Origin of the sequence: Acinetobacter sp. V104_13 (genome assembly GCF_031798995.1) — a bacterium.
GTDB lineage: Bacteria > Pseudomonadota > Gammaproteobacteria > Pseudomonadales > Moraxellaceae > Acinetobacter > Acinetobacter pittii.
Map to the genome: position 1 here is coordinate 1 of NZ_JAVQNP010000014.1, position 19,006 is coordinate 19,006.

The 19,006-nt window shown below is 33.6% G+C and carries 22 protein-coding genes and 1 pseudogene; 8 read left to right on the forward strand and 15 right to left on the reverse strand.

Annotated elements, in window-relative coordinates:
- On the reverse strand, nucleotides 1–1,062 hold a 1,062-nt coding region (locus RMB06_RS03445), incomplete at its 3' end, for an Ig-like domain-containing protein (RefSeq protein ID WP_311078351.1).
- Between the two features lie 207 nt (nucleotides 1,063–1,269).
- Between RMB06_RS03445 and RMB06_RS03450 the strand changes: the two are divergent.
- A pseudogene (locus RMB06_RS03450) lies at nucleotides 1,270–1,341 on the forward strand (hypothetical protein); the annotation flags it as partial.
- Here the strand turns inward: RMB06_RS03450 and RMB06_RS03455 are convergent.
- From RMB06_RS03455 to RMB06_RS03465, 3 genes are all read right to left on the reverse strand, one after another.
- Nucleotides 1,338–1,526, reverse strand: a complete 189-nt coding sequence (locus RMB06_RS03455) for a type II toxin-antitoxin system Phd/YefM family antitoxin (protein WP_199986056.1) — start codon at nucleotides 1,524–1,526, stop codon at nucleotides 1,338–1,340. The pseudogene RMB06_RS03450 and the gene RMB06_RS03455 overlap by 4 nt on opposite strands.
- Nucleotides 1,527–1,587: 61 nt before the next feature.
- On the reverse strand, nucleotides 1,588–2,856 hold the full coding sequence (locus RMB06_RS03460) for a DcaP family trimeric outer membrane transporter (protein ID WP_311078354.1): 1,269 nt from the start codon (nucleotides 2,854–2,856) through the stop codon (nucleotides 1,588–1,590).
- Nucleotides 2,857–3,012: 156 nt separating this feature from the next.
- Nucleotides 3,013–3,690: an RraA family protein gene (locus RMB06_RS03465; protein WP_311078356.1), complete on the reverse strand. Its 678-nt coding sequence runs from the start codon at nucleotides 3,688–3,690 to the stop codon at nucleotides 3,013–3,015.
- 211 nt (nucleotides 3,691–3,901) lie between these two features.
- On the opposite strand from RMB06_RS03465, the gene RMB06_RS03470 reads away from it, so the two are divergent.
- Together RMB06_RS03470 and RMB06_RS03475 are read left to right on the forward strand one after the other, a co-directional pair.
- Nucleotides 3,902–4,879, forward strand: a complete 978-nt coding sequence (locus tag RMB06_RS03470) for a hydroxyacid dehydrogenase (RefSeq protein ID WP_005305610.1) — start codon at nucleotides 3,902–3,904, stop codon at nucleotides 4,877–4,879.
- A gap of 75 nt (nucleotides 4,880–4,954) precedes the next feature.
- The gene (locus tag RMB06_RS03475) at nucleotides 4,955–6,274 is read left to right on the forward strand and encodes an MFS transporter (protein WP_311078359.1); all 1,320 of its coding nucleotides are present in this window, start codon (nucleotides 4,955–4,957) and stop codon (nucleotides 6,272–6,274) included.
- Between the two features lie 62 nt (nucleotides 6,275–6,336).
- Here the strand turns inward: RMB06_RS03475 and RMB06_RS03480 are convergent, their stop codons facing one another.
- From RMB06_RS03480 to RMB06_RS03490, 3 genes are all read right to left on the reverse strand, one after another.
- Nucleotides 6,337–7,035 (reverse strand): helix-turn-helix domain-containing protein, encoded by a 699-nt coding sequence (locus tag RMB06_RS03480; protein WP_311078360.1) that lies wholly within the window; start codon nucleotides 7,033–7,035, stop codon nucleotides 6,337–6,339.
- 203 nt (nucleotides 7,036–7,238) lie between these two features.
- Nucleotides 7,239–7,697: a DMT family transporter gene (locus tag RMB06_RS03485; RefSeq protein ID WP_311078361.1), complete on the reverse strand. Its 459-nt coding sequence runs from the start codon at nucleotides 7,695–7,697 to the stop codon at nucleotides 7,239–7,241.
- Between the two features lie 9 nt (nucleotides 7,698–7,706).
- A complete protein-coding gene (locus tag RMB06_RS03490) occupies nucleotides 7,707–8,141 on the reverse strand; it encodes a DMT family transporter (RefSeq protein WP_311078363.1) in 435 nt (144 codons plus the stop codon).
- A gap of 99 nt (nucleotides 8,142–8,240) precedes the next feature.
- On the opposite strand from RMB06_RS03490, the gene RMB06_RS03495 reads away from it, so the two are divergent.
- Nucleotides 8,241–9,173, forward strand: coding sequence for a LysR substrate-binding domain-containing protein (locus tag RMB06_RS03495; RefSeq protein ID WP_311078364.1), 933 nt, complete (start codon nucleotides 8,241–8,243; stop codon nucleotides 9,171–9,173).
- Between the two features lie 136 nt (nucleotides 9,174–9,309).
- On the opposite strand, the gene RMB06_RS03500 is transcribed toward RMB06_RS03495, so the two are convergent.
- Both RMB06_RS03500 and RMB06_RS03505 read right to left on the reverse strand, forming a co-directional pair.
- Nucleotides 9,310–9,753 carry a hypothetical protein gene (locus RMB06_RS03500; RefSeq protein WP_032063363.1) on the reverse strand — a complete coding sequence of 148 codons (444 nt, stop codon included), beginning with the start codon at nucleotides 9,751–9,753 and terminating at the stop codon, nucleotides 9,310–9,312.
- A 128-nt stretch (nucleotides 9,754–9,881) separates the two neighbouring features.
- Entirely contained in the window at nucleotides 9,882–10,022 is a 141-nt protein-coding gene (locus RMB06_RS03505) for a hypothetical protein (RefSeq protein ID WP_000770264.1), read from the reverse strand.
- Nucleotides 10,023–10,374: 352 nt separating this feature from the next.
- On the opposite strand from RMB06_RS03505, the gene RMB06_RS03510 reads away from it, so the two are divergent.
- The 4 genes from RMB06_RS03510 to RMB06_RS03525 are packed head-to-tail and all read left to right on the forward strand — an operon-like array spanning nucleotide 10,375 to nucleotide 12,736.
- Complete coding sequence (locus RMB06_RS03510; protein WP_086398767.1) at nucleotides 10,375–11,109, forward strand: hypothetical protein; 735 nt, start codon at nucleotides 10,375–10,377, stop codon at nucleotides 11,107–11,109.
- 22 nt (nucleotides 11,110–11,131) lie between these two features.
- Nucleotides 11,132–11,665, forward strand: coding sequence for a PAAR domain-containing protein (locus RMB06_RS03515; RefSeq protein ID WP_014206865.1), 534 nt, complete (start codon nucleotides 11,132–11,134; stop codon nucleotides 11,663–11,665).
- A 5-nt stretch (nucleotides 11,666–11,670) separates the two neighbouring features.
- Complete coding sequence (locus RMB06_RS03520; RefSeq protein WP_014206866.1) at nucleotides 11,671–12,282, forward strand: hypothetical protein; 612 nt, start codon at nucleotides 11,671–11,673, stop codon at nucleotides 12,280–12,282.
- A gap of 1 nt (nucleotide 12,283) precedes the next feature.
- Nucleotides 12,284–12,736 (forward strand): hypothetical protein, encoded by a 453-nt coding sequence (locus tag RMB06_RS03525; protein ID WP_311078369.1) that lies wholly within the window; start codon nucleotides 12,284–12,286, stop codon nucleotides 12,734–12,736.
- A 127-nt stretch (nucleotides 12,737–12,863) separates the two neighbouring features.
- On the opposite strand, the gene RMB06_RS03530 is transcribed toward RMB06_RS03525, so the two are convergent.
- The 6 genes from RMB06_RS03530 to RMB06_RS03555 all read right to left on the reverse strand — a co-directional run bounded on the left by RMB06_RS03530 (nucleotide 12,864) and on the right by RMB06_RS03555 (nucleotide 18,953).
- A complete protein-coding gene (locus RMB06_RS03530; RefSeq protein WP_202732359.1) occupies nucleotides 12,864–14,441 on the reverse strand; it encodes a DUF262 domain-containing protein in 1,578 nt (525 codons plus the stop codon).
- Between the two features lies 1 nt (nucleotide 14,442).
- Nucleotides 14,443–15,408 carry a hypothetical protein gene (locus RMB06_RS03535; protein ID WP_202732358.1) on the reverse strand — a complete coding sequence of 322 codons (966 nt, stop codon included), beginning with the start codon at nucleotides 15,406–15,408 and terminating at the stop codon, nucleotides 14,443–14,445.
- Nucleotides 15,405–16,598, reverse strand: a complete 1,194-nt coding sequence (locus RMB06_RS03540; RefSeq protein ID WP_202732357.1) for an AAA family ATPase — start codon at nucleotides 16,596–16,598, stop codon at nucleotides 15,405–15,407. Before RMB06_RS03540 ends, RMB06_RS03535 begins: the two co-directional genes overlap by 4 nt.
- Before the next feature lie 135 nt (nucleotides 16,599–16,733).
- Nucleotides 16,734–17,288 carry a TetR/AcrR family transcriptional regulator gene (locus RMB06_RS03545; protein ID WP_311078370.1) on the reverse strand — a complete coding sequence of 185 codons (555 nt, stop codon included), beginning with the start codon at nucleotides 17,286–17,288 and terminating at the stop codon, nucleotides 16,734–16,736.
- 234 nt (nucleotides 17,289–17,522) lie between these two features.
- Complete coding sequence (locus RMB06_RS03550; protein ID WP_153227538.1) at nucleotides 17,523–17,684, reverse strand: hypothetical protein; 162 nt, start codon at nucleotides 17,682–17,684, stop codon at nucleotides 17,523–17,525.
- A 366-nt stretch (nucleotides 17,685–18,050) separates the two neighbouring features.
- Complete coding sequence (locus RMB06_RS03555; protein ID WP_311078371.1) at nucleotides 18,051–18,953, reverse strand: bile acid:sodium symporter family protein; 903 nt, start codon at nucleotides 18,951–18,953, stop codon at nucleotides 18,051–18,053.
- Nucleotides 18,954–19,006 lie beyond the last annotated feature (53 nt).

Genomic DNA, 19,006 nt, shown 5'->3' on the forward strand with positions numbered 1-19,006 from the left:
TGCTGCTGTAGCACTTAGACTTTCACCATTTAAGTAAGCTTTATCTAGGGTAACTGAATATTTTCCTGTAGCGTCTGCGGTAGCTGTACCGATTACAGTTCCTGCAGTATTCTTAACTATCACAACAGCATTCGCTTCAGTCGTACCTGTAACCACTTTACCAGCAGCATCTATAATTGCAGTTAAACTTGATGGGGCAGTTTTATCGTCAGCCAAAATTGTTTGAATTGTTGATTTATTACCAGCTAAATCTTCGGCAGAAATAGTAAGATTTTCACCATTTAAATAAGCTTTATCTAGTATGACTGTATATTTTCCATCATTATCAGACTTTGCAGTACCAATGATTTTTCCAGATAAATCTTTCACGGTGACAGTTGAATTAGCCTCTGTCAAACCTGTAATAGTTTTACCATTAGAAGAAATAGCATATGCTAAAGTAGGAGCCGTAATATCAGAAGCGATAAGCTCTTGTTTAACTGTACTATTACCAGCAGCATCTTGAGCAGAAACTTTTAGTGTTTCACCATTAATATACGCTTTATCCAAATTAATTAAGAATGTCCCATCTGCTCCAGCTTTAGCAGAACCGATCACTTGGCCAGCTATATTTTCAACTGTAACAGTTGCACCAGCTTCTGTTAAACCAGTTATCGTTTTACCATCTTTCGACAATATTTTAGTTAAACTTGCTGGAGGAGTCCGATCTGAAGGTGCTGAGCTATCACTACCACCACCACTTGATGCTGCTACCGCAATACCACCAAGGGCTATCGCAGCACCACCCCATAACATTGCTTGTGAATCCAATAAACTCTTTTCTTTTAAAACTTCGTCCTTTTCAACTTTCTCCTCAGCCTCAGAATTATTTTCTACTTGCTGACTAGAAACTTGCTCTATGAACTGTTTATTTGGACTAATACTATATGATTCAGCTTGAATTACCTCACCACTTTTAAGAGTAATTTCAAAACCATTTCCAGTATCTTTTACACTTTGAACTAAAGAAGCATCTAAAGTAATTTTTTGACCATTTTTAATAAAAGTAAGTATGTTTTGCATTTTTGTAAAAACCTATTTATAACGCAAAAAATTTACCACAAAAAATAATAAAATCCATAAAAATTCATAATAATAATTTTATTAATCGATATAATTTACCTCACCAAGACTATATTTAATTAGCACAATAATTTGATTTTAATTTTAATAATTTCTAAAGCTACACTAGCTTTCATGGCTTAAAACAAAAGTAAATGATGATAGAAGAAAGGCAAAAATCATAATATTATTTTAAAAACCTTTATAGAGATGCTTGAGAAGCGGATCGTTAAGGGTTAAAAATCTTTGTTTTTTAATTTATTGAACTCAAACATTGCATTTTTATATTCAAGGTATGCTTTTTCACTGATTAGAACCACAGCATCTTTCTCTTTTCGTGTAATTTTTACGGCGTAACCTAACAGCACTCTTTCCATGACCTTCGAAAATTGTGATCTTGCATTCGCATAATTAATTTGTTCCATAATATTAGTCCTTCTCGAATAAAAGAAAGCCACTTCTGATATTAAAGTGGCTGTGATTACATTAAAAATTGTATCGACCTAATAAGTTGATTCGAGATAATTTCCCTTCTAAATCTGAAAATGTTTCTCTCTTCCCATAGGTGTATTCAACACCAAGATCGACTTTCTCAACAGGCGTCCAAAATAAATTGACGCTTGCATTGATTAGCCTTTTATTTTGATCAGGGTTATTTTCTGAAAAATTTGAATCTTTATAGATAAGACTACCAGCAGACAAAGAAGAGCGTAAATTTTCATTCCATTTGCGCAGATACCCTAACTCAATAGAATCAAATTCACTTAAATACATTCGATTTTGATCAAAGTAGAACGCATCATTATCTTTTGAATACAGCATGTAACGGTTATCACCCGCTATGTGATAGTAATTGAATACAAGTGAGTCATTTTCAGAAAGCTTATACTTTGTGCCTAATCCAGCTCCCCAAGCAAGTTTAGTTTGCTCTTCATTCGTGTCAGAAACTGCTCGATTTTCATGAACCATACCATGCAATTGAACCAAGAAATCTGGATTCTTAAATTCATATCGCATGGTTAATGCAGGAAAACGGCTTCCACCTTCTACATTTTTATTTTCAACATCACCGCCTTCCAAAGCGACTAATAATTTTTGTTTGGCATCAACGATGTGCTGATAACGGACCTGTACATTACGCTGAGTTCCTGTGCCCATCGCACCTGTAAAATCAACCAAACTTGGAGCAGTATCACTATTCACAAAAGGTGAAGTCGTCTGACCAATTAACCAATTTCCTAGTGAAATATAAGCGTGTCTAACCCGAACCGAACCATTACCGTTATCTCCACCACTTCCCATGAAATCGGCTTCTAGCTTTCCAACCAAGTCTCCTTTCGAGGTGGGCTTAACGATATCCACCCCTACACGTGAAGTCGCGGCAGAAACATTTAATGATTTGCTTGTTGAGTTTGAATTGTCTAATGGTATTGATCCTGTCTTATTCGCAATTGAACGCGTTGAACCTTCAAAATCATATGCAGTATCAACACGTATATTTCCATAAAATTTAATTTTAGTCTGTTCATCCGAAACAGGCTTGTCAGTGTTTGATGTTTTGTTTTGACTCAATTCAGGTGCTTTATTCAATCCGCTATTTTGATTTAAATTCTGCCTCTCCATGAGATAATCTATTTGCTGTTGTAATTTAATTATTTTTTCATTTAGCGCTGAGTTATCTTCGCTTTCAGCTTTGGCTTGCTGCAAAGTCATACTCATTAATAATGATAAAGAAATTATCCCTTTATATTTCATGTCCTTTTCCTTTAGACGAAATCACATAGACCGAATTGAAATTTCCTATTTTTCAATCAGTAAAATAATGATTATTGAATTAACTTTAGATAGGCTAACGAAGCTCAATCATTGACTTCGCTAGTTCCCTTTGTGTTTGAATGGTTTTGAATAACCTTATTCCGGTAATTCACATCCTTTTTGTTTTAAGCTCTTAATCACCCAGCTACGGTCATTTTCACCTACGGCGATTTGCTCTAATTGCTTTTGTTCAGCGGCATGTTTGGCGCTTGCTTTCAGATAAACTTCTTCAACTTCTGCATAAGGCACGCTTAAAAGCCCATCTTCATCACCTAAAATCAAGTCTCCCGGTTCAATTACCATTCCATTGATTGCGATAGGGACATTAATTTCCCCCGGTCCGTCTTTATAAGGTCCTCGATGTGATACTCCTGCCGCAAAAAGTGGAAAATCTCCCTCTCCAATTACAACTGAATCACGTATCGCACCATTAATAACGATGCCAGCTATACCTTTCTTAATGGCATACGCAACCATCATCTCTCCAATTAATGCATTGGTTAGATCGCCACCAGCATCAACCACAATAACATCTCCTGGTTGGGCGATATCAATAGCATAGTGCAACATCAAGTTGTCACCCGGACGAGCCTTAACTGTAATGGCAGGCCCACAAAGATATCCCTTTTTATGCATTGGTCTTAATTGAGCCCCACCTGAAGTCATTCGATTCATTGAGTCACTGACATTAGCGACTGGTAGATCTCGATATTGCTCAATCCATTTTTGCTCAACTTTTCTGTCGTTTTTTAGCACTCTAAAACCAATTGCCATAACTTTTCCCTTAGATCAGTTTTCTTGTGCAAATTAATATGACAGCATTTTTTTGAAATGTCATTTCATTTTTAATTAAATTTAAACTAAATTTTACTCAATTTTTAAATTTAGTTTTTACTATTGACTATTTTTTTGAAATGACGTTTTAATAATGTGGATTATTAAGGACGTATTTTGCTCAAAATACTTAAATGGAGTGTAAGTCAAAATGAAACGTAAAGTTCTTATCACGGGGCCAACATTAACTTCAGATGCGTTACTGTATGCTCAGTCCCATGATATTCAGTTGATTCCAACTGAACCCTACATGGCAAAAGATGAAATGGAAAAACTCATCCATGATGAACAACCTGATGCAATCATTGTTCGAACAGGCAAACTTTCTAGAGATATGATTTTTGCTTCTGATAATTTAAAAGTGATTGCAAAACATGGTGTTGGGTTTGACACAATCGACACTCAAGCTGCTGCTGAACGAAAAATTCCTGTCACTATTGCAGTAGGCGCGAATGCACAATCTGTTGCCGAACACGCTTTTGCACTCATGTTTAATGTTGCTCGACAAGTCACATGGTTAGACCAACGTATTCGAGAAGGTCATTGGGACAAAGCAAGTGCAAATGGCGTGGAGTTATATGGTAAAACACTGGGCTTAATTGGTTTAGGAGCAATCGGTAGCATACTCATGAAGTTAGTGGCTCCCTTAAACATGAAAGTAAAAGTATATGATCCGTTTTTACAAAATTTGCCAGAGCTCGATTATGTAGAACAGGAACACGACTTTGAAAAACTTTTAGAAACCAGTGACATTATTAGCCTACATTGCCCACTTACAGCAGAGAATAGACACTTATTTTCACATGCCCAATTTGAAAAGATGAAACGCTCAAGCATCTTAATCAATACAGCACGTGGTGAATTAATTGATCAGGCTGCATTAGTTGATGCACTAAAAAATAATAAAATTGCTGGTGCAGGTTTAGATACCTTTTCTTCAGAACCACCAGAAAAAGATAATCCACTATGGGAATTACCTAACTTGGTTGTGACTCCCCACATAGGAGCAAACACAACAGATTCGCGTAATCGCGTCGGTCTTTTAGCACTTGAACAGATTGTGAGTATTTGGGATGGCCAATTACTAAACCCACGAGCTATCGCTAACTGGAAGTTACTCAATAGCTAATCATGGAACTCAATTGTTTCTAAGCTTTTAGATGCGAGAACAATTAAAATACTGAATATAAAAAAGGATTTTTTTATGTCTACAGAATATTCTCAAGTAAGTGCGATTGAACGCGAAACGATGCGCAAGGTGGCGTGGCGATTACTGCCTTTTTTAACACTTTGTTATGTCATCGCTATTATTGATCGTGGAAATATTGGTATGGCTTCATTACAAATGAATGAAGACCTTGGATTAACAGCTACTGCTTTTGGTTTTGCCAGTAGCTTATTTTTCTTTGCATATTTTCTATTTGAAGTACCCAGCAACCTCGCCATGCAAAAATTTGGAGCAAAAGTATGGATTGCCCGAATTATGGTGACGTGGGGAGTGATTACAGCCGCAACAGCTTTCGTTGAAAGCTCTACATCGTTATATATTATGCGATTCTTACTCGGTGCTGCCGAAGCAGGGTTTTTCCCGGGTGTCATTTTATATTTAACCTATTGGTTACCTGCAAACTATAGAGCCAGAATGGTCGCAATATTTATGGTGGCGATTCCGGGTGCAAACTTTATCGGTTCACCACTATCGGGACTTTTATTATCGCTAGATGGCTGGATGGGCATGCGTGGGTGGCATTGGCTATTTATTTTAGAAGGTATCCCTGCCATTTTATTAGGTATTGCCTGCCTATTTGCACTCACAGATCGACCAGAACAAGCAAAATGGCTTAATAGCGAACAAAAAGCTTGGTTAGTTGAAAGATTACAGTTTGAACGTCAACAAAAAACCCCAATTGGCCATATTTCACTATGGCAACTTTTAAAGAATAAATATATTTGGTTTATGATCATTATTTATTCTGGTGCTTCTGCTGCTGGCAGTACAATGAGTGTTTGGGCGCCACAATTAATTAAATCATTTGGTTTGAGTAATTTAGAAATCGGTTTAGTGAATGCGATTCCTTATGGTCTAGCTTCTATTGCAATGATTTTTTGGGGTCGTAGTTCTGATCGTAAAAATGAACGTCGTTGGCATACAGCAATCACACTATTGATGATCTCATTTGGTTTATTAATTGCTTTGTTCACGTCTTCACTTATTGGCACAATCTTTTTACTCAGTGTCGTATTAATTGGTGCTTATTCTATGAAAGGTCCTTTCTGGGCTTTAGCATCATCATGGATGTCACCGAGTACAACGGCGGCAGGTCTAGCAGCCATTGGTGCATGTGCTAATTTGATTGGTGGCGGGTTGATGGTGAATATCTATGGCGCAATTCATGATGCAACAGGAAGCCACGCTATTGCCTTACTTCCACTTGCTGCTTTAAATCTCGTGTCGGCTATTATGGTTTTCGTTATGTCTAGAAAGAAAGCCGTTTTGTTTAACCAACCACAAAGTACTTCATAAACAACATACATAAAAAAGGGGCTAAATCATGAGCCCCTTTTTTTGTATCTACGATATTAGAATTAATTACGAATACTCTTACCACCCAAACTTTTCGTTAAATCATCTGCAATTTTGAAGAAAAAATCCCCCACAGATTTTGCAATTTCCGCAGTAAAACGACTTGATGGCCCCGAAACGACTAATGCTCCAACTACATCACTTTGAGCGTCAAATACTGGCAATGCCATTGAAGCAGCATGTGGCTCCGTTACACCTGTTGAATAAAAAGGTTCAGTTCTTGCTAAAACCTGTTCGTGTGTTGATCGCAATGCTTGAGCGCCTGCTGCTCCATCCATTGGTCGAACTTCGCCCGGCTGAATATGAACACGCAGTCGATGGGTAGAGTTCACTCTATATTGGCAAAGACGATATGCTCCATGTTTAACGTAAAATGAAGCAGTTTCACCAGTTTCATCAACAAGTTGCTGTAAACACGGCACCACATGTCTTTCTAGATCTAAAGCATCTTGATAAATTGTATTTAAACGCATAACTTCGCTGGCAAGCGTATATCTGCCATCCGAAAGACGGTTAACAAAACCAAAATCTTCTAGCGAAACGATTAAGCGCATGATGGTTGCTTTATTTAATTCTGTTCGTTCTGCGAGTTCTGCTAGGGTTAAAGATTTATCACCTATTCTAAAAGCAGTTAACAAAGTTAAAAGGCGATCAGCCGATGCATTTCCGCTTGTTGCTGGGTGAGGTTTAATTTTAACCATGTTTTTCCTACAATATCTTGATATCAATTTTAATGTATTGAATTAGGTTTTTAACTTTACCATATTTCTTATATTTTCATTCTATCTCTCGACAGCAACTTCATTCATTTATCAAAGTACTTAAAATATGAAGTATAGCCTCATTATTAGTAGGCTTTACGACCAACAATGAGACCTATATTAATTTCAATCTTAAGCTTGTATTACGCTTCTATCTTTTTGTCTTTACTACTTGAATAGATAAAATATAAAGCAATCCCTAAGCAAATTAATGCACCTAATCGATACGGTGAAAAATGGAGCATTTCATTACCAAACCAGCCAAAGTTATCAATCAAAATACTCATCAAAAGTTGCCCAAAAATTACAGCTACCGTAGCAACCGCAGCTCCAATTCTTTGCACGGCCAGTACCATAATAACAATATAAGGCACTCCACACATGGCACCTAACAACTGCCATTTGGGAACATCTAACAAGGTTAAGGTTTGTTTTGGTTCAAAGTAAAAAATAAGGAGTGCAGTAATTAGAGCACCGACTGAGAAAGTCAAAAAAGCACTACGGAATACACCAACTTTTGCTCCAAGTTGACCATTAATTGCGGCTTGCACACTCAGTAAAGCACCACCAAGGACGGCGAGAATAATCATTAAAATTGTCATGCGGGTCTCCTATGCTTTTGCGACAAGTACAAGTGCAGCAACAATAAAGATGAGTGCCAATATTCGTTTACGGTCAACCTTTCGACGCGAAGTCCCCAACAAACCATAGTGGTCGATAATCAGACTTTTAGACACCTGACCCGCTAAAATGCCAATCATGGTCATGGCAATACCAATAATTGGAGTGGTAATGGTCAAAATAATGACGTAAGCAGGACCCAAAACGCCACCCAGTAATTGCCAAGATGGAAGTGTAAAAAATGAAGGACTATTACGTGGACTAAAAAACAGCATGAGTAAAAAGGTAAGTGCTGCACCCACACCAAAAATACTAAAGGTGGCCCATAACTCACCCACTTCCTTTCCTAACGGCCCTAGAAGCCCAGCTTCGACCGATAGCCCCATTCCCCCTAAAATGGTTAGGAGTAGTAATAGAATTTGCATCTACATTGCCTCATCTGTATCTAGGCAACGAATACTAAGGTAGCCAATTCATCAGAAAAACAGCATAATTCATGAATCACTTTTGCAGAAATTGCACAAATGGATTTAACAAATTCGATTGATATCCGCACGCTTCGCTTCTTTATTAGTGTTTACAATGCTCAAAACTTCTCAAATGTAGCGCGTAAAGAAGATGTGTCTGCCTCCATGATTTCTCGAACCATTCAACAACTTGAAGATGCGTTGGGGCAGCAACTTTTCTACCGAAATACGCGAGCAATCACCCCGACCGAATCGGGCAAATTATTTTTTGAATATGCAAAAAGAATTACCGAACAATTTGATGAAGCTCAAAAGGCTTTACAAGATAAAACTATAGAACCATCGGGACTCGTCCGAATTAATGCCCCTGTGTTTTTTGGTCAACGGCATATTGCGCCGTGGTTGGCGGGTTTATCAGAACGTTATCCAAGACTTTTAATAGAACTAATTCAAACCGACGAATTTATAGATCCATTACGCGAAAGCACAGATTTAATATTTCGGATTGGAACGCTAACTGATTCATCATTTCATGCACGTATTTTTGCTACACAAAAATATCATTTAGCAGCATCTCCTCAGTATGTTGCCAAATACGGTACGCTTGATCAGCCAACAGAACTTAATCAACACAAATGCCTAGTCTATAAAGGTTTTGAAGGTCCTAACCGCTGGTTAGTGAGAAAGCCCAATGAAGAATGGATACATTACCCCCTTACTCCTTTACTTTCATCGAATAATGCCGAGAGCTTAATGACAGCTGCACTACATGGTATGGGGATTGTTTTATTTCCTGACTGGTTGATTGGTGAAGCTTTAAAACAAGGACACTTAATCAAGCTTTTACCTGAATATGAAGTCGCGATTAAATCACAACCCCAGCATATCGCAGCCCTTTATCCCAACGTCCGCCATCCGCCTTTAAATATTCGAGTGGTGATCGATTATTTTGCTGAAATTTATGGTGAGCGGCCGTATTGGCAGAATTAATTTTTTCTTTTAATAATGGTTTATAGAATAAAAATGAAAAACTACATTTTGAAAATGATTCAAAATAAAAATCCCACTAATAATCAATATTTAGTGGGATTTCTATAGCGAAACATATTCGACTAACTTAGATACTTCAGTACTGATACTTATAATTAAGATATAGAAAATAGAGAGCGTACAATACTCCCGCGACAATGAGAGTAAGAAAGAATGAAACTAAACATATGATTTTCATTTCAAATGATATATTCGCTTTAATTCCTGTCTCTTGCTCTCTTCTTTTTATAGAAAGATAACCTTTCATATTCCAAAAAGTGAAAAATATAATCGTAATAATTATGAGACAAAGCAAAAGATAGTATTCTGATGTGAAAGGATTATTGATAGCGTCATTGCATTTTTGCTTTTCTATTATTTCTGCTTGAGTTAATTCAGTTTTCACTGAAACACCCCATTTCTGACTATCAGGTAGAAAATACTTATATTCACAATAATCTATAAATTTTTCTTTCTGATCACGTCCATCTCCTTTAGTTCCAGAAGATGATGTGTGATTAAGTCTTACTGTAGTTGTCATTTGCCATTTGTATTTAAAAATTTGGAGCAATTATAAATACCAATTTGCTCCAAACTCAATAAACACCACTACAATAAAAAAGCCCATCTTCCGATGAGCTTTTTATTTAATTGAGATTATTAAATGCATTAGGCTTTAAATTCTGCTAATACAAAGTTTTTTACTATTTCATCAAAATTTGGTTTTAGTAGAGTTGGCTTGCTATCTTTTATAGTTTTATACCAATAACTCGCTGCAACTCCCATACTAATCAAAGCTAACAATTTCATTGCTCACCTCACTTATTGGGAAGAGTGAAACTTAAAGTATCATTCGCGTTTGTAGCGTTCCAACTCGTTTAAGAGAGTTTTCTGTATATTTTTTAAGCAATGTGTAATAAAAAAGACCCATATCTTGGTGAGTTTTTTTCCTTTAACACTATGTATTTATACTAAGAATAATTAATGATCATCATTGAATTTTAAGATAAAATTAAATTCTTTAAATATTTTTCATTTTTCATAGTAAGTTAAAATTATCGCAAAAAACAATTAAAATGTGATTTAAATCACATTTTATGATTGCTGTTCATTATATTCTTTGTCAAAATAAAGATATTTCAAATATTAATAATTTTTAGATATGGCAAATCAATTAAATAGTTTTGTAGAATTATTAGATAGGCTGGGTTTACCTGAAGAAATTAAGAAAACTTGTATAATTATTATCGCATTTATTTTAATTGTATCAATGCTTATTACTATCCTAGAGAAAATTGGAATTTTAAAACTCTTCTCTATCTTTTTTTCTAAAATTTTTACTAGTCCAAATACAACCGAAGACGATATTAAAGCATTAAATGAGCTAATAGACTTTGAACCATTAAAAGCAGACCAAGCCAAGAATAAACCCTACGCTTTATATGCCAACTCTCTTAAAGAATTAGCACTTTTGAATAGCTACTTTAAGAGTAATTTAATCGATATTTTTACACTAAAATATTTATTTACTCGCAAAGATCCTAAGCGAGCCAAAAGACTATATTCTCTGAGACTTGACAAATATTTAGAAAAATCTGGAGACAGATATATTCTAAAAAAATGGGTAAATTTCTGGGTAGTATATATTCCACTTTGCATATGGCTATTCATTTATTGTTACTTAGCTTTTATATTCTTAAAAGCTCTATTCTTATCAAAAGAATTCCAAAATAATGAACCTATTGCTCTATGGTATTATTTCTTGATTGTTGTTGTAGTTCTTGGAACTGGATGGTTAACAAGTTTTCTCCTACAACCTTGGCAAGCCAAAACTTTTACTAAACTTAAAAGTAATAATCCACAATTAAGATTACAAAGAAAAGGTTATAAAAAATAATTATTTATTTTAGGAGTTATTAATGAAACCAGCAATTGTTATCGGCAATACCACTGATCACGGTGGCATAGTTAGTACTGGAGATAGTACATATCTAATTGATGGTAAGGCCGCCCATGTCGAGGGCATGACTCATTTTTGCCCTAAATGTAAAGTTACTGTCACTGCTCTCTCAAGTAGCCCGCTTGTTGTGATTAATGGTCGTGCAATAATTGTCGCTGGTGATAAAACTAGCTGTGGTGCAACCTTCTTACCAAGTCAGAATTTATTAGTTCGTGATCAAGGCAGTTCAAGCGGATCTGGGAGCTCTACAACAAACGATAGCTTGGTTCAAAATACAGAAAAAGAAAATAGTGTCATTTTCAAATTTAAAGATCCGAATACAGGTAAACCATTAACCGATTTTCCATATATTCTTACTCTTCCGAATGGTGAACAGATAGAAGGTAAAACTAATAAAGCAGGAAAAACGGAACTTACTGTGACTGGCGTAAAACCTGAACAAGTCAAAATCGAAACCTTAGATCTTTCAGAACCAATGCCACCTTTGGAGTAAGAATTATGGGTAATCAGCCAATTACTAAGAATATTCCCCCTAATAGCAAAGCTTGGGATGGCTATCCTTCTAAAGTTGAAAGCTGTAATGTTCCTAAGCCGTTCTGTTATTTACAGTTTGATCGACCAATTGCGATGCCTTACACCTTCATGATGTCTTTACAACAATGGGAATATGTAGAAAGAAGGAATAAATTAGAGTTTTTATTGGCAGTACGATTTGGCATGGAATATGACATTGCCAAATTAAACGAAGACGTTTTAATTTCTACGGGCTTTCATACTGGAATGTATGTAAAGTTTCAAAATTATTTAAGAAAACATTATGAAAAAGATGCAGCTGTTTTAATGGCAGTTTTCCAAAGTAATGCTTTTACAACTAGATTCGGTACTTCATTTGCTATTGAGGATTTAGTCGGCCTAAAAGGTGCCATCGATGATTTACGCATTGACGATATCATGACTGGGGCACATATGATTTCACGGAAAAATGGTTATGCTACACAAATTAATAGAAAGATGTATCGACAAAACTTTAACCAAGACTACAATCCTACTATGTTAAAAACCTTAGCTGCTCAAGGATTATATCCTGATGAAATCGAAGGAATCTTCTAGAATGAAGAAATATTTATTAATTTGCCTTTTACCTATTTTTACTACTGCTTGTAGTGCTAAGCCAACCCCACAAGAAGAACTAGATATTCAAGCTACCTTTTTGCCTACTGTATTCAATCTTGATGCCGGTACTTATGCTTTAGCCCCAAAACAAGCACCTACAGCTTTAACGAAACAACTGTATGATGATGCTTTATTTAAACTTGGTTTATTAAAAAGATATGATGACCAAGCAAGTGCAGAGTCCAAAATTGAAAAGTCTGTAAGACCTGTTGCTTTAAATGCTTTATGTTTAATGAGTAAGTTTGTTAATAACCCAACTTATGTAAAAGCTGTAAAGCATAGTATTGAGCAAGAGCCTGATTTAAATAAATGGCTCAAAGAAAATCAACAAAAATGGCAAGAAACTTTGAAAAAAGAGAATAAGGAAATCTTTGATCATCCTTGCTTATAAATAAGGGATTAAAATTTTACCCTTTTTAGTTAACAATTAATCTATTTATCTTCATTCTAATAAAAAAAGAGACCGTTAACTGGTCTCTTTTTTATTAGAAGCAATTAATATCAATTATATATCTATATTAATTTTGAATGTCTAGTATACTTTGATAGAAATTTTCCTCTATATAAAAAATTTGACTAAATCTTTGCTCTAAAAAATTCATCTTCTCATTGATATCTAAGCTAGTATTTATTTTTCCTTGATCCAAAAAAAGATCTAAATATTTATTGCTATAACTATCATCAGCTACTGAACTATCAAGAGCATAAATATATTTATTTGCAATAGTTGGATAAAATTTATTATTCATTTCATCCAGCTCAATACTTTCTATAATATTTGAAAAAGATGCACTCCCATTTTTTTGAAGTATAGAAACAATTCGTTTTGTTTCTTCAAAACTTTTCTTTTCAGAAAACAATTTAAGGAAATATAGGATTGATCTTTTAGTTTTAACAGATCTAAAATTATAACTAAAATTTTTATCAAAATCATAACTAGCAATTTTCTTAAAATGCTTGTATTTTTCATTATTTTTGAAACTTTTATTAAAACTATCAATAACTTTTTTCACCTCATTATCACTAGCTCCAGAAAAAACTTCAGTATAACTCGTAAACCAAAACCAATTAGTTATAATATTTTTTTGCTCAATATTTAAATCTTCATAATTAACCTTAGAATTATAAAATGTATTTGCTAAAATAATTAATTGAAAAGAATAAGGTAAAAAATTAATAGATGGAACTAAAATTTCCTCTTTAAAAAACAAAATAGCTTGCTTTAAATAATTCACCGAATCTTGTATTATTTTAATATTAGCATTTATTCTAGAGCTAACTACTGTTGGATCTGTTTTATAAATATTTAAATTTAAATTAACCTTTATTGTTTTTAATAGAATATCCTCTGTAATATCCCCCCATTGTAAAAACAGTAAATTATTTCTATGAGATTCAATTTCATCATTAAAATCGTAATCATTTCCATTCCAAGTTAATGCATGAATCATTTCTTGAGCATTAACTAAAACACCTTTACTATTTATTTTCTGAAAAGTATTTGTTACTAATTTAATATCATCAGTTGAAATTGGAATTACAGGGACTTTATATTGACGAAATGCAGCAGAAATTTGATCTATTTCATCAATAATATCTTCAAAATTATTTAAATTTTCTTTAAGCATTAAAGTTCTTTGAAACTTTAATAAACTCACACTATCTAAAAGTATGTTCATAGGCATCATAAAATCATGCTTTGATTGGACATCTAAATTATAAAAAAATTTCTTCTTTTTTAAGTCATAATAGAATTTATTAAACTCATTATCAGTATCACTTCTATTTAAACAAATAAATAAAGTTGTTAATCTTTGTAAGCCATCAAGTATATATTTTTTATAGACTTGATCACTCACAATAGGAAGTTTAATTGATCCAATTTCATTATAGCATTTAACAGGAATTTTAGTTTCCCATACCATAATTGAGCCTATAGGAATACCATTCCTAATACTATTTAATAATTCTATCTGTCTTTCAGGTTCCCAAACAAAATTTCTCTGAAACTTTGGACATAATAATAAGCCATCTTTCATCAGGTCTACAATTTGTTCAATAAAAAGAATTTGAGGATCAGTATAAATAGCCGCCATTTTAAATCACCATTAATATATTTTTAACAATACCATTAATTTCATTCCAACCCTCTATATCTTTCATTTTTTCCGATATAGAAACTTCTTTTTCATAAACCGAAGATAATTTATCTCCAAAGCCATTTTCAAAAAATTTAATTTTTGAAGAAGGAATATTATAAAAATAAGTTTTTATTAGTTTTTGCTTATCCCCGACTCTTCCGACATCGCCATTAATTCCGATTTTCATATTATAAAAATGACGTGTATCATTACAATTTAAACTACTAAACTCTTGAAAAAGTTTTCCATATTTTTTCTTATTTTTTCTATTTTGATATACATATCCACTCAAAGATTTCATAGGGATATAACTCTCTATAAACCTACGCTGTAAAAGAGAATATTTTATATTCTTATCTAAACAAATTTTTTGAATCTCTTGAGAGGCGTGTTGTATAGTTTTTGCATCAAAAGGTAACCTATCAGAATCAAAAAAAACATAACTATTAAAGTTACAGAATTCATCACTTTCTAATTTCTTTTTGAGCTCGCCAGTACCTCCTCCACTCCAGTATGATAGTTCTAAATTGGTCTCTAACTCATGCAATAAAGATTTTTGTTCTTTATTACTAAAAAAATTTAAAAAGTTTTTATCATTCCGATTATTTTCCATACAAACCAAAAATGGTTGACTAATTAACTTTATAGCCTCATCAATAGTAATACTATGATCATCTTTAGAGATACTAATTTTAAAAAACTTACTTTTTCTTGTTACAAATAACTTTAAATCTTTCTTTATTTTCTCTAAAATAGCTTTTAAAACTGTCTGATTAAAATTTCTCTGAAAATATTCAAACTTTTCCTCATCTTCAATTACTATTATTTGAAATTGTTTTTTTGCAGCCAAAGTAATAAAAGTATATATATCTCCATGTTTTTCTGCACAAGATAATAATTCTTTAGTCAATAAAAATTTCATTGTTCATCTCTTGATAATAATTCTAAGACATGTTTTTTTGCGAGGTTATTACTTGTTTGAAAAGCTGTCACTGGCCAATTCTCATCAAGCTGCCCCTCATTATTAACAATAACTTTTTCAACTATATTTTTCTCTTCAACTTTTTTTATCCAGTTAATAGAAATAGATTCAGATTTTATTTTACCTTTAATAACTTCCAGCTGTACTGCTTGCAGTAATACCTCAGAATGTGTTTCTATTAGAATTCTAGTTATATCTACCTGACCGATTACCTCTACAAAAATTTCAGCAAGATCTTGATGTAGAGCATCATGTAAATGTAATTCTGGATTTTCAAATATTAAATAATTTTCATTTTTTATTTCACCTTCAATTACTTGAGCACAAATAATTAATATAGGAAGTATTTGAGAAATTCCCATTCCACTCTCAGCAATTGGTACTTTTATCATTTCAAAATTTATTGGAGAAATATTAGTGGTAAATACCTCGTAATCTCCAACAGCTGAAAAACTTAAATCTAATTTTTGTTTAAAAATTTTTTCAATCCATTTATCAACTCTTTTAAATACTTTTTGATCACCTTTTTTACTATTGGCTAGTACTTGAATAGAATCGCATCCATCACTTTTTTTTGGGATCTTTGTTATATTAAATACTTCTATTGGCTTAGGAACATAACGTAAAGGGGATATCCAAAAAACACCATTTTTGATTTTTTCAAGTTTTTCATTTAATTTTTTACATAACTCAGTTTTTATTGGAAAAGGAACCATATTCTTTAATATATATTCGTTTTCATCATTATCATTACGATAGATAAAACTATCTAAATCAAGGTTAAAAATTTCTTGTTTATTATCATTGTCAGCTATATAAATTTGTGTAATAAGAACTTCATCATTAATAATATTAAAATGATATTTTATATTGATATCTTTATAATTAAGTTCAAAACTACTTCTCCTTGAAGTTCCATATATAAAATTTTTATTTGCCTTTCCCAACATTCCAATAGGATAGAAATTAGTATCATTGTACTTATAATTTTCCTTTAAAGAAGGCAAAAATCTAGAAATAGAGCTTTTCCCTGAATTATTTTCACCATACAATAATGTTATTGGTTTAAGTTCAATTTCTTGTTTGTCACCAAAACCTTTGTATTTATCAAGACTAAAACTATTAAGCATGAATACCTTATATTTAATAAATCAAGTAATTGATAAATTGTAAATGATTAGCTTAGTTCTGTAACTATATCTAACAGATTTTTTTATACTTAGCAGCTATCTACACTAGGATTTGAAGTTTTTTAATCTAGTAAGTTATGCAGTTCCCCCCAAAAACCTCTCCACCACCACATCCCTTTCCTTCAAACTCTTTGAGCTTAAAATCTGGAACATCAAGCCATCAATCAAATTTAAAACCATGTCGGCACTTGGTTTTAATGCGTGAGTTTCCAAACTAAAAACCAGATCAAAAAGCTCTTTAAGCAGCCATTTTCTATATTCAAGCGCTATACAGTAGGCTTGCGGGTAAATCTGTTTAGTTTCAAAAATGGCTTTGAGTAATAGATAGTACAGGCTATTAAAATTGACATGTAAAACAATAATCTCTTTGAGTTTATCGCTTGAGGTTCGGTAACGGCTTGAGTAGATAATTGCCAGCACTTCTTCTTTGAGTTTACTTTTTTGAAAGGATACGCACATTTCAATAAGTCGCTGTTTTGAGTGAAAGTAGTTATAAAAAGTGGCTTTAGGAATTTTGGATTTTTTGACGATTAAGTCCACACCCGCATTGTGAAATCCATAGAGATTGAACAGCTCAATTGCTGTATGAAGAACCTGTAATTTTTTGGAAGATCTTTCTAAAGTTGGCATCGTTTTACCGTTATAAATTCTTGTTGTTGCTAAAAGAGATAAAAAAGCCTGTGCCTTTTCTGGGAGAAAAAAAGGCACAGCAAAGCCGTAAAGACTGTGCGTGGCACATCTCAAGTTTTATTGTTACTAAGTTTTAGACGTAATGATTTAAAGCCTGAAAAGCCTATAGCTCATCAAACTGCTTTAAAATTTTAAGTTGTGTCGAGATAGATTTTGACAGTGACTGCCAATAATTTATGAATGTGCATAGCCAACTCCTTCTTTTGGGAGTTCTGCCAAAGCATTATAAATTATGGTGGCAGAACGGAAGCGGGTTGACGGACTGGTTTCAACTCCAGCACACTCGAAAGTGTCCCACTCCCGTCCTACCGCTACGGGAGGGAACGAGGTGTGCACACAAGACTACTCCTCAGAAGAAATAATCCTGATGTGGTTGAAATAGCGGTCCGTCAAAACCGGCTGGCAATGTAGGCCAGCCCGCAAATGGTAATCTTCAATATTTGAGCTGTCAATGTGAAATTGGCTAGAAATTATTTAATTAAATTATTGTTTTTCATTTAATTACATAATTAAGGAAAACCTTAAATATTAGCTTAACAATTTGCTTTTATAACAGCACTCTAACGCTTTTTTTTATTGTGACTGCGCTTGCTCGGCCATAAATATTTTAAATTTTGAGACTAAAAAAGGAGGTATTAGCCTCCTCTTTTAATTCAAACTATAAACGTTTGGTGGTAATTAAATACCTTTATCTACCAGATATTACTGAAGATTCTTTGAATATGTTTTAGTTGATATTTGTGTGATCTCTTTCTTTTCTAGACGATTTAACAATGTGCCAAAGATTGCAGCAACAATGTACATAAATAATGAATAAACTGCTGCTGGCATAGCGGCCATACTGCTTGCCATTATTGTAAAAGCAATGGTCATGGCTAAGGTACTGTTATGAATTCCAATTTCAAACGCGCAAGCTTTTGCCTGAAAGCTATTTACACCCAATAATCTTGGAACAAAATAGCCAACCATTAAACTACATACGCAGAACAGCAAAGTTGCCAATCCAATTTGCCCAATATACGTCATCAGATTTTGGTAATCTCGTGCAACTGCTAATATGATGATCGATACGAGAAAAACGATAGCAAAGATACGCACAGGTTTATTGAGCTTTTCAGCCGTATGCGGCGCAAAATGACGGACTAACATCCCGATCCCAACGGGCACTAAAATAATAAGAAAAACTTGTATGATTTTAGAGAATTGCAAACCTACATTTTGTCCATTTTCCATAAAGTGTTGTATTGCAAAATTCACAATTAATGGAAGTGTAAAGGCAGCAATGACCGAATTTATAGCCGTTAAAGTAATATTTAAAGCGATATCTCCTTTATAGAGATAACTAAATAAGTTAGCTGTTGGCCCGCCCGGTGATGCAGAAAGGAGCATTAATCCAACAGCAAGCATTGGTGGTAAAGCAAGAACCTTACAAATAATAAATGCAATACCGACTAAAATAACCAGTTGGCAAAATAATGCGATAAACACGGCTTTTGGGTGTTGTCGCACGCGTTTAAAGTCATTTATGGTCAACTCTAGGCCCAAACCAGCCATAATAATTGCGAGTGCAATTGGTAAAAATACGGTAATTAATCCTGAACCCATAATCTCATTCCTTTTTCATTTATTTATGGAGCTTCTAGTCCCATACGCTTATG

Coding starts and splice junctions, on each gene's coding strand:
- RMB06_RS03455 (WP_199986056.1), bottom strand. CDS start 1,526: ATGGAACAAATTAATTATGCGAATGCAAGATCACAATTTTCGAAGGTC.
- RMB06_RS03460 (WP_311078354.1), bottom strand. CDS start 2,856: ATGAAATATAAAGGGATAATTTCTTTATCATTATTAATGAGTATGACT.
- RMB06_RS03465 (WP_311078356.1), bottom strand. CDS start 3,690: ATGGCAATTGGTTTTAGAGTGCTAAAAAACGACAGAAAAGTTGAGCAA.
- RMB06_RS03470 (WP_005305610.1), top strand. CDS start 3,902: ATGAAACGTAAAGTTCTTATCACGGGGCCAACATTAACTTCAGATGCG.
- RMB06_RS03475 (WP_311078359.1), top strand. CDS start 4,955: ATGTCTACAGAATATTCTCAAGTAAGTGCGATTGAACGCGAAACGATG.
- RMB06_RS03480 (WP_311078360.1), bottom strand. CDS start 7,035: ATGGTTAAAATTAAACCTCACCCAGCAACAAGCGGAAATGCATCGGCT.
- RMB06_RS03485 (WP_311078361.1), bottom strand. CDS start 7,697: ATGACAATTTTAATGATTATTCTCGCCGTCCTTGGTGGTGCTTTACTG.
- RMB06_RS03490 (WP_311078363.1), bottom strand. CDS start 8,141: ATGCAAATTCTATTACTACTCCTAACCATTTTAGGGGGAATGGGGCTA.
- RMB06_RS03495 (WP_311078364.1), top strand. CDS start 8,241: ATGGATTTAACAAATTCGATTGATATCCGCACGCTTCGCTTCTTTATT.
- RMB06_RS03500 (WP_032063363.1), bottom strand. CDS start 9,753: ATGACAACTACAGTAAGACTTAATCACACATCATCTTCTGGAACTAAA.
- RMB06_RS03505 (WP_000770264.1), bottom strand. CDS start 10,022: ATGAAATTGTTAGCTTTGATTAGTATGGGAGTTGCAGCGAGTTATTGG.
- RMB06_RS03510 (WP_086398767.1), top strand. CDS start 10,375: ATGGCAAATCAATTAAATAGTTTTGTAGAATTATTAGATAGGCTGGGT.
- RMB06_RS03515 (WP_014206865.1), top strand. CDS start 11,132: ATGAAACCAGCAATTGTTATCGGCAATACCACTGATCACGGTGGCATA.
- RMB06_RS03520 (WP_014206866.1), top strand. CDS start 11,671: ATGGGTAATCAGCCAATTACTAAGAATATTCCCCCTAATAGCAAAGCT.
- RMB06_RS03525 (WP_311078369.1), top strand. CDS start 12,284: ATGAAGAAATATTTATTAATTTGCCTTTTACCTATTTTTACTACTGCT.
- RMB06_RS03530 (WP_202732359.1), bottom strand. CDS start 14,441: ATGGCGGCTATTTATACTGATCCTCAAATTCTTTTTATTGAACAAATT.
- RMB06_RS03535 (WP_202732358.1), bottom strand. CDS start 15,408: ATGAAATTTTTATTGACTAAAGAATTATTATCTTGTGCAGAAAAACAT.
- RMB06_RS03540 (WP_202732357.1), bottom strand. CDS start 16,598: ATGCTTAATAGTTTTAGTCTTGATAAATACAAAGGTTTTGGTGACAAA.
- RMB06_RS03545 (WP_311078370.1), bottom strand. CDS start 17,288: ATGCCAACTTTAGAAAGATCTTCCAAAAAATTACAGGTTCTTCATACA.
- RMB06_RS03555 (WP_311078371.1), bottom strand. CDS start 18,953: ATGGGTTCAGGATTAATTACCGTATTTTTACCAATTGCACTCGCAATT.